General features: G+C 64.9%; 12 protein-coding genes. 7 read left to right on the forward strand and 5 right to left on the reverse strand.

The genetic code is table 11. The annotated features are described in order from the left end of the window. Nucleotides 1-75: 75 nt before the first annotated feature. The 4 genes from rimK to RVY76_RS07870 all read left to right on the forward strand — a co-directional run bounded on the left by rimK (nucleotide 76) and on the right by RVY76_RS07870 (nucleotide 3721). The gene (gene rimK, locus RVY76_RS07855; RefSeq protein ID WP_317373330.1) at nucleotides 76-1473 is read left to right on the forward strand and encodes a 30S ribosomal protein S6--L-glutamate ligase; all 1398 of its coding nucleotides are present in this window, start codon (nucleotides 76-78) and stop codon (nucleotides 1471-1473) included. 76 nt (nucleotides 1474-1549) lie between these two features. Beyond that, nucleotides 1550-1918 carry an SUF system Fe-S cluster assembly protein gene (locus RVY76_RS07860; protein ID WP_317373331.1) on the forward strand — a complete coding sequence of 123 codons (369 nt, stop codon included), beginning with the start codon at nucleotides 1550-1552 and terminating at the stop codon, nucleotides 1916-1918. A 137-nt stretch (nucleotides 1919-2055) separates the two neighbouring features. After that, nucleotides 2056-3234: a glycerophosphodiester phosphodiesterase family protein gene (locus RVY76_RS07865; protein ID WP_410796024.1), complete on the forward strand. Its 1179-nt coding sequence runs from the start codon at nucleotides 2056-2058 to the stop codon at nucleotides 3232-3234. Nucleotides 3235-3340: 106 nt separating this feature from the next. After that, nucleotides 3341-3721, forward strand: a complete 381-nt coding sequence (locus tag RVY76_RS07870; protein WP_317373332.1) for an iron-sulfur cluster assembly accessory protein — start codon at nucleotides 3341-3343, stop codon at nucleotides 3719-3721. On the opposite strand, the gene RVY76_RS07875 is transcribed toward RVY76_RS07870, so the two are convergent. The 5 genes from RVY76_RS07875 to hemA form a co-directional block, all read right to left on the reverse strand. After that, entirely contained in the window at nucleotides 3716-4261 is a 546-nt protein-coding gene (locus RVY76_RS07875; protein WP_317373333.1) for a GIY-YIG nuclease family protein, read from the reverse strand. The two genes, RVY76_RS07870 and RVY76_RS07875, sit on opposite strands and share 6 nt — an antisense overlap. Further along, nucleotides 4258-5415 (reverse strand): DNA cytosine methyltransferase, encoded by a 1158-nt coding sequence (locus RVY76_RS07880; protein ID WP_317373334.1) that lies wholly within the window; start codon nucleotides 5413-5415, stop codon nucleotides 4258-4260. The genes RVY76_RS07875 and RVY76_RS07880 overlap by 4 nt, the downstream gene beginning before the upstream one ends. Nucleotides 5416-5455: 40 nt before the next feature. Then, nucleotides 5456-6583 carry a flavodoxin-dependent (E)-4-hydroxy-3-methylbut-2-enyl-diphosphate synthase gene (gene ispG, locus RVY76_RS07885; protein ID WP_317373335.1) on the reverse strand — a complete coding sequence of 376 codons (1128 nt, stop codon included), beginning with the start codon at nucleotides 6581-6583 and terminating at the stop codon, nucleotides 5456-5458. Between the two features lie 73 nt (nucleotides 6584-6656). Next, a complete protein-coding gene (locus RVY76_RS07890; RefSeq protein ID WP_317373336.1) occupies nucleotides 6657-7925 on the reverse strand; it encodes a helix-turn-helix domain-containing protein in 1269 nt (422 codons plus the stop codon). A gap of 137 nt (nucleotides 7926-8062) precedes the next feature. Beyond that, complete coding sequence (gene hemA, locus RVY76_RS07895; protein ID WP_317373337.1) at nucleotides 8063-9286, reverse strand: 5-aminolevulinate synthase; 1224 nt, start codon at nucleotides 9284-9286, stop codon at nucleotides 8063-8065. Nucleotides 9287-9441: 155 nt separating this feature from the next. On the opposite strand from hemA, the gene RVY76_RS07900 reads away from it, so the two are divergent. From RVY76_RS07900 to RVY76_RS07910, 3 genes are read left to right on the forward strand one after another with little or no spacing between them, the layout of a single operon-like run. Further along, nucleotides 9442-10812 (forward strand): M20/M25/M40 family metallo-hydrolase, encoded by a 1371-nt coding sequence (locus RVY76_RS07900; protein WP_317373338.1) that lies wholly within the window; start codon nucleotides 9442-9444, stop codon nucleotides 10810-10812. Nucleotides 10813-10857: 45 nt separating this feature from the next. Beyond that, entirely contained in the window at nucleotides 10858-11793 is a 936-nt protein-coding gene (locus RVY76_RS07905) for a nucleoside hydrolase (RefSeq protein WP_317373339.1), read from the forward strand. Then, nucleotides 11790-12230 carry a GNAT family N-acetyltransferase gene (locus RVY76_RS07910; protein ID WP_317373340.1) on the forward strand — a complete coding sequence of 147 codons (441 nt, stop codon included), beginning with the start codon at nucleotides 11790-11792 and terminating at the stop codon, nucleotides 12228-12230. The genes RVY76_RS07905 and RVY76_RS07910 overlap by 4 nt, the downstream gene beginning before the upstream one ends. The last annotated feature ends 48 nt before the right edge of the window (nucleotides 12231-12278 follow it).

Here is a 12278-nt window from a genome sequence, read left to right on the forward strand (position 1 = left end):
CCGTTAACCTATGAAACCTTTCCGCCGTGACCTGCCTGTGGCAGACGGGCCGCGACATCGAAGAGGAGACGTCCCATGAGCGAACCGCTGCGCCTCGGCTGGGAGGAATGGGTGGGCCTTCCGGATCTGGGACTGCCCGCGCTCAAGGCCAAGGTCGATACCGGTGCCAAGACGAGCGCGCTCCATGCCTCGGATATCGAGCCGTTCGGGCCGTCCGGCAAGCCCAAGGTGCGCTTTCTCATGCATCCGATTCCGTCGCGTCCCGAACTCGCCATTCCCTGCTCCGCCACGATCATCGATCGCCGGGAAGTGACGTCGAGCAACGGCGACACCGAGCTGCGCTACGTCATCGAGACCGAGATGAGCGTGGGCGACCAGGCCTGGCCGGTGGAGCTGACGCTGACCGACCGCGGCACGATGCAGTACCGCATGCTTCTGGGGCGGCAGGCCTTCTCGGACGACGTGGTGGTCATGCCCAACGAATCGTTCTGCCAGCCGCAGTTGAGCTATGACGTCTATTCGAGCGCGAAGGTGCGGGAGGTCGCGCCCGATCGCGCGCTTCGCATCGCGGTGATGAGCCGCGAACCCATGAGCTATTCCACGAAGCGGCTCGTCAGCGAGGGAGAGACGCGGGGCCACACGGTCGAGGTCATCGACACGCTGCGCTGCTACATGACGCTGAACGCGCTGAGCCCCGAGATCCATTACGACGGCAAGCGGCTGCCGCGCTACGACGCCGTCATCCCGCGCGTCGGCGCGTCGATCACGCCCTACGGCACCGCGATCATCCGTCAGTTCGAGACGATCGGCACCTGGTGCATCAACGGCTCGGACGGGATCACGGCGTCCCGCGACAAGCTGCATGCGCATCAGGTTCTCGCGCGGCAGAAGATCGGGATGCCCACGACCGCTTTCGCGGCGTCGCCCAAGGATACGGCGAACCTCATGAACCTCGTGGGAAGCGCGCCGCTGATCGTGAAACTGCTGGAATCGACGCAAGGCAAGGGCGTGGTGCTGGCCGAGACGAAGAAGGCCGCCGAATCCGTCATCAGCGCATTCCGCGGATTGCGCGCGAATTTCCTCGTGCAGAACTTCGTGAAGGAAGCCGCGGGAGAGGACATCCGCTGTCTGGTTCTGGACGGGCGGGTCGTGGCCTCGATCAAGCGGACGAGCGCGGGGGGCGATTTCCGCTCGAACCTGCATCTCGGCGGCACGGCCGAGGCGGTCCGGATCACCAAGACCGAACGCGAGACGGCGCAGCGGGCCGCGAAGGCCTTCGGGCTGGGCTTCGCGGGCGTCGATCTGCTCAGGGCGAGCGACGGGCCGAAGGTGCTCGAGGTCAATTCCTCGCCGGGTCTCGAAGGCGTCGAGAAGGCGAGCAAGCGCGACATTGCCGGCGCGCTTTACGACATGATCGAGAAGCGGGTCCGCCCCACCCCGGTGCGCAAGGCCCGCGCATCCCGCGCCGTCTGACGCGGCGGCCCGGGGCTGGACGCGTCAGCCCCGAGTTCTTATCCTCTGTGACGAACGATTGCCCGGAAGGATCCCCATGAGCAGCACCCAAACCGAGCCGCAGACGGAAGGCGCGCCGCTGATCCGCCCCTCGTCCACGGACCACCCCCTGCACGAGCAGGTGGTCGAGGCCTGCCGGAGCGTCTACGACCCCGAGATCCCGGTCAACATCTACGATCTCGGCCTCGTCTACACGATCCTGATCAACGAGGAGAACGAGGTTCACGTCATCATGACGCTGACCGCTCCGGGCTGCCCCGTGGCGGGCGAGATGCCCGGCTGGGTCGCAGAGGCGATCGAACCGCTTGCAGGCGTCAAGCATGTCGATGTCGAGCTTACCTGGGAGCCGCCCTGGGGCATGGACATGATGTCGGACGAGGCGCGGCTCGAACTCGGCTTCATGTAGGCGAGTGACCCGCGTCGCGGAAACGTCACACGGGCATTGCGTCGCCGTTACAATCCATGCGCAGATGGAACGTGATATTCACTTGATGAAGGCACGTTCCAATGCGGATAAACGTCCCCCTCGGCATTGCGGCCATGATGGTCGCCCTGCCCGTCGCGGCACAGGATAACGCGGGGGATCCGTCCCTCTCCTACGGTCAGCGTCCGGCCTATCTGATCGAGAAGCTGCCCGACGGAGAGCTGAAGGACCAGCTCATGTCCTGCGAGGGACAGACGCCCGAACGGACCGCGTTCTCGATCGGGCATCGCGGCGCGCCGCTGATGTTTCCCGAACATACGGTCGAGTCGAACCGCGCAGCCGCAAGCCAGGGCGCGGGTGTCCTCGAATGCGACGTGGCATTCACCGAGGATCTCGAGCTCGTCTGCCGCCATGCGCAGAACGACCTTCATACGACGACGAACATCCTGCTGACCGACCTCGCCTCGGAATGCACGCAGGGCTTCACGCCCGCCGAGGGCGACAGCGATGCGTCGGCCGAATGCCGCACCTCCGACATCACGCTCGAAGAGTTCCGCACGCTCGAGCCGAAGATGGACAGCTTCGACGCCGCGGCGACCACGGCCGAGGAGTATCAGGGCGGCGTCGCACCCTGGCGCACCACGCTCTACGCCGACGGCACGCACCTCATGACGCATGCGGAATCGATCGAGTTGTTCGATTCTTACGGCGCGCAGTTCACGCCCGAGCTCAAGACGCCGGTCGTTGACATGCCGTTCGAGGGCTTCAGCCAGGGCGATTACGCACAGAAGCTGATCGACGAATACAAGGCGGCCGAAATCGATCCGTCCCGTGTCTGGCCGCAGAGCTTCCTGCTCGACGACGTGCTGTACTGGATCGAGAACGAGCCGGAATTCGGCGAACAGGCCGTGTTCCTCGTCGAATGGACCGATGGCTTCGACGAGCAGGATCCGTCGACCTGGCAGGAAGATTTCGCCCAACTTTCGGAGCAGGGCGTCACCTATCTCGCCCCGTCGATCAACATGATGCTGACGGTCGAGAACGGTGAGATGGCACCGTCGGATTATGCGATTGCCGCCAAGGAAGCCGGGCTCGAGCTGATCGCCTGGACGCTGGAACGCTCGGGTCCGCTCGCCGAGGGCGGCGGCTGGTATTTCGAATCGGTCAACGACGTGATCGACAGCGATGCCGACTATTACGAGGCGCTGCACGTGCTGGCCCAGGATGTAGGCGTCGTGGGCGTCTTCTCCGACTGGCCGGCGACGGTGACCTACTACGCCAATTGCTACGGCCTCTGAGCCGAAACGGACATGGATGCGGGCGGCGGCCGCCCGCATCCCCCTCTTGAGAGAGGGCCGCATGATCCTTAGCTTGGCAGTCAGGAACGCGGAAAAGGATCTCCCCATGTTCGCCATCCCCGGCAAGCAGGCAGTCACCATCACCGATGCCGCAGAGCGTCAGATCAACAAGCTGATGTCCCGCGACGGGCATCAGGGCCTTAGGATCGGCGTGAAGAAGGGCGGCTGCGCGGGCATGGAATACACCATGGATTACGTGTCCGAAGTCGACCCGAACGACGAGGTCGTGGAACAGGGCGGAGCACGGGTGCTGATCGCGCCGATGGCTCAGATGTTCCTCTTCGGAACCGAGATCGATTACGAGGTGTCGCTGCTGGAATCGGGCTTCAAGTTCCGAAATCCGAACGTGGAAGATGCCTGCGGCTGCGGCGAATCGATCAAGTTCAAGGATGTCGAGACGCTGGCCGCCGAACGGCAGGACTCATAGAAAGTCGCGGTGATACCGCACCATGCGTTCGAAATGCGCGTTGAGCGAGCGCCGCAGATGCGGCGCTTCCTTGACGTTCAGGATGTAGTCGACGAGGATCCTGTACTGTTCGATCTGGCGCGGTAGCCTTTGCGAAGGGTCGCGACGGGACGTGAGGGTCGCATCGTCGATCACCTGCACCGATTGCCGTTCGGGCCAGTCGGGGCTTCGGTCGAAAAGCCCCGTTTCCAGCGTCTTTCCGTTCATCAGGGGAAGATCGTCGTCGAAATGGACGTAGATCGCATTCTCCAGCGGTCCGATCTGTGCGACGTCGTCGCATGGCCAGGCCCAGACGAAGCCGATCTCCCAGACATCGATCTGCCGGTTCGCGATGATGTCCGACCTGGCCGAGGTCAGGTGCCGGCGCACCCGCGTTCGGATGCCGTCCACGCTTTGCCCGACATAGATCGGCCGCGCGTCCAGATCGCAAAGCGCATAGACGCCGATGCGGTTCGTCAGCCGCGCCAGCGCATCGGACCTGAAACGCTGTACGTCGCTCATGCCGCGATGACGGCGCGGGTCCGCGCCAGAACGGGCTGGAAGAGGTGGCGATCGAGATAGGTCACGATCGGCGCGACGACGCCGTCACCGGCCACCTTGTAGGCCGCGTTGTACCGCTCCGGAATGCGGTATCCGTCGCCGAGGCCCATCAGGCGAATCGCCTCGCGCGCGCTCAAAAGCCTCGCGCGCGTTTCATCGCCATCGATCAGCAGCATCGTCTGGCGGGACGAGCCGCCGGATGGCGTGCGCAGACAGCCGGCAAGGCCGTCGAACCTGACCTCGGCCCGCTGGCGTATACGGCCTTCGGCATCAGGGCGACCACGGCGATAAAGCATGCCGATCCGCGGCTCGCCTGACCGACGCGCCGCGGTGACGCGGTCACGGCTCGGGGGCGACATCATTCCGAGGAGATGCTGGATCTCGGGCTCCGAAAGCCAGCGATGCGGGCCGGTCCATTCGACGCAATCGACCAGCTCGCGGCGCGGTTCGGTTGGCTCGGGGAGCGACCACCAGCGCCATCTGTCACCGATCTCGGCGGCGTGGCGTTCCCGAAAGCGGCGCAAGGCCGGCGTGTGGAACGGCTCGGACGGCTCGGCACCCGCGAGGTCCGGAGGAACCGCATCCTCGCGGATGCAGATCACGAAGAGACGCGGGCGGCTTTGCGGCACGAACCGCGCCGCGTCGATCGAAAGCGCACCGACCAGATAGCCGAGCCTCTGGAGGTCGCTCACGACCGACAGGAAATCGCGCCCTTCCCGCCGGGTGACGAGCCCGGTCACATTCTCGAATGCGATGATCTTCGGTGCGTGACCCGCCGCGATCAACGGTGCGATGCGGGAAATCCAGGTCCCGAACACGCCGCTTCGCGCACCTTCCAGGCCAGCGCCCTTGCCCGCAAGGCTGAAATCCTGACAGGGGCTCGAGGCCCAGTAGAGGTCGATCCGCTGTTGCAGCGCGTCGTCGGACACATGGGCGATGTCGCCCTCGATCAGCGCGTCACCGCCGAAATTCTCGCGGTAGGCGGTGCATTTCATGGGATCGATATCGTTCGCGAAGGCACATTCCCACCCCGGAAGTCCGGCGCGAACCATGCCGCCCCCGCAGAAGAATTCGGCAAAGCGGGGGAGTTTCTCGGATCGCGGAACCATGATCATGGATACAAATCGCGAACGGACCTGTCGACAGCAAAGGTCCCTATTCGGCCGCCTCGGGCGCGGTTTCGGCCTCGATCCGGGCGGCGCGTTCCTCGACCTGCTCGACGATGTGGTCGATCATCCGGTCGTTCGACAATGCATGGCTTTTCTGTCCGGCGAGATAGACCATTCCGCGACCCGCACCGCCGCCGGTGAAGCCGACATCGGTCATCAGAGCCTCGCCGGGTCCGTTCACGACGCAGCCGATGATCGAAAGGCTCATGGGCGTCTTGATGTGGGCGAGCCGCTCCTCGAGGATCTCGACGGTCTTGATGACGTCGAAGCCCTGACGCGCGCAGCTCGGACAGGAGATGATGTTGACGCCGCGATGCCTGAGGCCCAGCGACTTGAGGATCTCGTAGCCGACGCGGACCTCCTCCACCGGATCTGCGGACAGGCTCACGCGGAGGGTGTCTCCGATGCCCATCCAGAGAAGATTGCCGAGCCCCACGGCCGATTTTACCGTTCCCGCATTGAGGCTCCCGGCTTCGGTGATGCCGAGGTGGATCGGTGCATCGGTGGCGTCGGCGATCCCCTGATAGGCGGCGGCGCTGAGGAACACGTCGCTTGCCTTCACGCTGATCTTGAACTCGTGGAAATCGTTGTCCTCGAGGATCTTGATATGGTCGAGGGCGGATTCGACCATCGCTTCGGGGCAAGGCTCCCCATACTTCTCGAGCAGATCACGCTCGAGGCTGCCGGCATTGACGCCGATTCGGATCGAACAGCCGTGATCGCGCGCGGCGGAGATGACCTCGCGGACGCGCTTTTCGTCGCCGATATTGCCGGGATTGATCCGAAGGCATCCTGCACCGGCCTCGGCGGCCTCGATCGCGCGTTTGTAGTGGAAATGGATGTCCGCGACGATCGGAACCGGGCTTTCGCGGCAGATCGTCTTGAGGGCTGCGGTCGCCGCCTCGTCGGGACAGGAGACGCGGACGATATCGGCACCGGCCTCGGCGCATTCGATCACCTGGTTCAGCGTCGCGCGCGCATCGCCCGAATCGGTGTTCGTCATCGTCTGGACCGCGATCGGGGCGTCACCGCCGACGGGCACGTTTCCGACCATGATCTGCCGGGACTTCCGACGATAGATGTTCTTCCAGGGGCGAACGGCGTTCAGCGACATGAGGCGGCTCCGAGACTATGCGCGGGACCAGACCTAAGCCTTGTAGGGCGCCATGCCAACCGGGCAGATCGTCTTAGCGATCGGCCTCTCCGCGCGGCGCGGCGCGCGGCATCCGCGCTTCGATGAGTTCGGCGACGACCCGTTCGAGCGCACGGTCGGATTCGAGATCCGCCGTCCGATAGGTTTCGGTGAGATTGTCGGCGCTAAGCGCCAGATTGCTGGTGATCTGGCCGGCGCTCCCGGCAGGGCCATAGGGAGTGCCGTTGATCGCGAAGTAGAGTGCCCCCGATTCGCCCGTACGCAGCGTCGCGGGCTCCTCGGTCGCGGGGAGAGTGAAGGTGTCGCCCTCCTGCATGATCTGCTCGTAGATGGTCGTCCCGTCGGCAGACCGGACCCGCACCCAGGATGGCCGCACGGCCATGAGCACGACCTCGGGAACGGAATCCGCCACGACCTGCACGCCGGACGGCTGGACCTCGGGAAGGGTCGCGACGTCGGAGGCTGGCTCGGCACGGGCGACCGTGTCGGGGCGTGTTTCCTGCCTCTCGGTCCGGGCGATGGTATCGGGAAGGACCGGGCCCGGACCGCCGAAGGCGCTGAGCTCGGAGGGATCGAGATTGGCGATCGGCCCGTCACGCGCGACCATCACCGGCACGTCGAGCGCCTGAGGCCGATAGATGCGATCGAAATTCTCGGACGTTGCCGACGCGATGGCGTCCCCCTCCTCACCCTCTTCGGGGGCGATGGGGCGCGCGCTGTCGAGCGGATCGATATCGGCGACGACCTGGGGGGCCTGATCGACGGGGACGACCTGAACCTTCTGGATCTCGTTCAGCACGGCATACCCGCCATAGCCAATGAGCCCGATGAGCCCCAGAAGCACGCAAACCGATCCGATGGCGCTCGGCTCGATCCGGGAAAGGAAGCTGTCGCCCTTCGGCACGAGCCCCAGGGGCGAATCGAGGAACGGGTCGCGGGCGTGCTGAGGCGTGGCCGCGTCGCGTCGTTTGGACGAGGCCGCCTCGCTCATCCCGTGGGCGGTCTGGAAATTGCTTTCGATGCAGAAGGCCTTGAAGGCCCAGTCCGGATCCATCTCGAGATAGCGGGCGTATGATCGAACATAGCCCGCGATGAAACCGGGCGTCTCGAAGGCCGACGGATCGGCATTCTCGATCGCGGCGATGTAGGTCGCCTTGATCTTCAGCTCGCGCTGAACGTCCAGAAGGGATTTGCCCAAGGTCGCACGCTCACCGCGCATGACGTCGCCCAGACGGAGGTCGAAGGCGTCAAAGCCCCTGGCCTCGGTCTCCTCAGGGCCCGACTGGCGGAAACGCCTGATCATATCCTGCACCTCTCGCCCGAATTATACGTGGACTAAGCGGCGAAAACACGGGTGTGCAATCCGTGATTCGGAACCTGACCACTATTTTGTCACGACGATAACACAGCGTCGCGACCATCCAACACTGGAAATCCGAATCAAGCGCTAAGATCCGCCCGATTCAGCGCGCATTGCGACCAGAGCGCATCCATCGCCGAAACGAGCGCGTCGATCTCGCGCGGGCCGTGGACGGGCGACGGCGTGAAGCGCAGGCGTTCGGTCCCGCGCGGAACGGTTGGGAAGTTGATCGGCTGGACGTAGATTCCGAAATCCTCGAGCAGCATGTCCGACATCATCTTGCAGTGGACCGGGTTGCCGATATGCACAGGCACGATGTGGCTTCCATGGTCGATGAGCGGCATTCCGAGACCCTTGAGCCGCATCTTGAGCGTCCGGGCACGCGACTGATGAATGTCCCTCAGCGACTGGTCTTCCTTTAGGTGGCGGACCGACGCCGCGGCCCCCGCGGCGGTCGAGGGGGTAAGCGACGTCGTGAAGATGAAGCCCGGCGCATAGGAGCGAACGGCATCGCAGAGCTTGGCGCTTGCCGCGATGTAACCACCCATCACGCCGTATGCCTTGGCGAGCGTGCCGTTGATGACGTCGATCCGCGACGCGAGGCCATCGCGTTCCGTCACGCCCCCGCCGCGAGGGCCGTACATGCCGACGGCATGGACCTCGTCGATATATGTCAGCGCACCGAATTCCTCCGCGAGATCGCAGATCTCGGAGATGACGCCAAAATCGCCATCCATCGAATAGATCGACTCGAACGCGATGAGCTTCGGCGCGGCGGGATCGTCGGCTTCCAGAAGTTCGCGCAGATGCGCCACGTCGTTGTGACGGAAGACCCGCTTGGCCCCGCCGTTTCGGCGCACGCCCTCGATCATGGAGGCATGGTTCAGCGCGTCGGAATAGATGATGAGGCCCGGCAGGATCCTGGGCAGCGTGCTCAGCGTGGCGTCGTTGGCGATATAGGCGGAGGTGAAGAGAAGCGCCGCCTCCTTGCCGTGCAGATCGGCGAGCTCGGCCTCGAGCCGCTTGTGATAGACCGTCGTGCCGGAGATGTTGCGTGTTCCGCCCGATCCGGCACCGACCGCATCGAGCGCGTCGTGCATGGCTTCGAGCACGACCGGATGCTGGCCCATCCCCAGATAATCGTTGCCGCACCAGACCGTCACGGGGCGCGTCGACCCGTCGGACCGCGTCCAGGTCGCATGCGGAAAGTTTCCCCGATCGCGCGCAATGTCGATGAAGGTGCGGTAGCGCCCCTCTTCGTGAAGTTTCGCGAGGGCGGTGTCGATCGAGCTATCGTAGGACAATGGGACCTGCTTCTCTCTTTGTCGGACTTCCTAGATAGACCGAAAAATCGGGCTTTCACAGGGCCCAATTTGCCCACCCCCCGTCGCGTCCCGCTGGACTACGGCCCGATCCCTGATAGGGTCGCGCCGAAATTCCCCAAAGCCGGAGCGCCAAGATGAGCCTCGACGCCGTGCTCGCGAAGATCGACGAGGATCTCGACGCCGCGACGGAACGCCTCATGACTTTCCTGAGGATTCCCTCGATCTCGACCGATCCCGCCTACAAGGGCGATGTCGCCGCGGCGGCCGACTGGCTCGTCCGCGATCTGGAAAGCATCGGCATCGAGGCCCGCGCCCATTCGACGCCGGGACATCCGATGGTCGTCGGGCATGGAGGCGACGGCGACCGCCGTATCCTCTTCTACGGCCACTACGACGTGCAGCCCGTCGATCCGCTGGAGCTCTGGGAGCGCGACCCGTTCGATCCGAGCATCGAAGAGACGCCGTCGGGCACCGTCATCCGTGGGCGCGGGGCGTCCGACGACAAGGGTCAGCTCATGACGTTCGTCGAGGCATGCCGGGCATGGAAAGCTGTCCATGGCACCCTGCCCGGCCGGCTCACCTTTCTTTTCGAGGGAGAGGAGGAATCGGGGTCACCGTCCCTCGTGCCCTTCCTGCAGGAGAACCGCGATCTGCTGGAAGCCGATCTCGGGCTCATCTGCGACACGGCGCTCTACGGGTCCGAGAGGCCCGCGATCACCACGATGCTGCGGGGCCTTCTCGGCGAGGAAATCGTCATTCAGGGGCCGTCGAAGGACCTGCATTCCGGCTCCTTCGGGGGGCCTGCGATCAATCCGATCCGGGTGCTGGCACGCATCCTGTCGAGCCTTCACGACGAAACCGGCCGCGTGACCGTTCCGGGTTTCTACGACGACGTGGAAGAGGTCTCGGACCAGGTGCTGGACCAGTGGAACGCGCTCGGCTTCGACGCGGAAGCCTTCCTGGGCTCGGTCGGCCTGTCGCATCCCGCGGGAGAATCCGATCGGACCGCGCTCGAACAGATCTGGTCGCGCCCCACCTGCGAGATCAACGGCATCAAGGGCGGCTATGCGGGTGCGGGCTTCAAGACCGTCCTGCCGGCCGAGGCGAGCGCCAAGATCAGCTTCCGCCTCGTCGCGGCGCAGGATCCGCAGAAGATTCGCGCGGCGTTCCGCAAGATGGTCGAAGAGGCCCTGCCCGCCGATTGCACGGTCCGCTTTCACGATCACGGGGCGGCACCCGCGAGCCGGATGGACATCTCCGATCCGGCATTCGAGGCCGCGCGCCATGCCCTCAGCGAGGAATGGCCAGAGGAAGCCGCCTATGTCGGCGCGGGCGGCTCGATCCCCGTGGCGGGGCATCTGCAGGAAATCCTCGGCCTCGATTCGATGCTGATCGGTTTCGGCAAGTCAGACGATCAGATCCATTCTCCGAACGAGAAATACGATCTGACGAGCTTTCATCGCGGCATGCGGTCCTGGGCGCGCATCCTCGCGGCAATCGCCTGAGATCGTCCACCGCCGACGGTCACGCGCAAAGTTTCAAGGACGACAATGAAGATCATCATCGACACCGATCCGGGTCAGGACGACGCCGTCGCCATCCTGCTCGCGCTCGCGAGCCCCGAGATCGAGGTTCTGGGCATCACCGCGGTGGCGGGCAACGTGCCGCTCGAACTGACCGCCAAGAACGCGCGCATCGTCTGCGAGCTGGCGGGCCGCAGCGAGATCAAGGTCTATGCGGGATGTGCCGAGCCGCTGATGCGTCCGCTCGTCACCGCCGAGCATGTGCACGGGCGCACCGGGCTCGACGGGCCGTCCCTGCCCGATCCGTCGATGGATCTCCAGCCCGGGCACGCCGTGGACTTCATCATCGAGACGCTCCGCAAGGAGCCGTCGGGGTCGGTCACGCTCTGCCCGCTCGGGCCGCTCACCAACATCGCCATGGCCTTGAAGAAGGCCCCCGACATCGCGGACCGGATCGCGCGCATCGTCCTCATGGGCGGTGGCTACTTCGAGGGCGGCAACATCACGCCCACGGCCGAGTTCAACATCTATGTCGACCCGGAGGCCGCCGACATCGTGTTCCGCTCCGGCGTGCCGATCACGGTCCTGCCGCTCGACGCGACGCACAAGGCGCTCGTCACGAAAGCGCGCAACGACGCATTCCGTTCGATGGGCACGAAGGTCGGCGTCGCGGTGGCGCAGATGACCGACTTCTTCGAGCGGTTCGACCTCGAGAAATACGGCAGCGACGGCGCACCGCTCCACGATCCGACGGTGATCGCATGGTGCATCGACCCGGATCTCTTTTCGGGGCGCGAGATCAATGTCGAGATCGAGACGCGCTCGGACCTCACGCGCGGCATGACCGTCGCCGATTGGTGGGGCGTGACCGACAGGCCCGCGAATGCGCTTTTCATCGGTGATCTCGATGCGGACGGCTTCTTCGATCTTCTGACCGAACGGCTGGGGCGTTACGAGGGATGAGCGCGAAGTTGCGTCTGGCGACGCCCGACGATGCGATGCGGCTCGACCGTCTGGTATCCGCCTGCCACGAAGAACTCAGCGTTCCGATGTCCGAGGAGGATCGTCTGGCCGCGCTGTCGCCGCTCCTTTCGGGGGAGGTCCCGGGGGCTGCCTACCTGATCGGACCTCCTTCGAGCCCGGTCGGCTACATCCTCCTGCGGTTCGGATACGCGCTGCGCGCGGGCGGTCTCGTCGCGCGGATCGACGAACTTTACATCCGCCCCCCCGTCCGAGGCCGAGGCATGGCGTCCGAGGCGATCCATGCCGTCGCGAAACAGCTTCGCACACATGGCCTTCGTGCCGTCGAAGCCGTGCTGCCGGAGGACGTGCCCGAGAAGCTGTTCCGGCGTCTGCTGTTCCGCGAGGATGGAGGGACGGCTCTCAGGCTCGACCTCTGATCGGGCCGCCCGGGTGTTCGCAGGTGCCTTCCGCCCCTAGATGACAGG

The sequence above is a fragment of the Palleronia sp. LCG004 genome (assembly GCF_032931615.1).
Lineage (GTDB): Bacteria > Pseudomonadota > Alphaproteobacteria > Rhodobacterales > Rhodobacteraceae > Palleronia.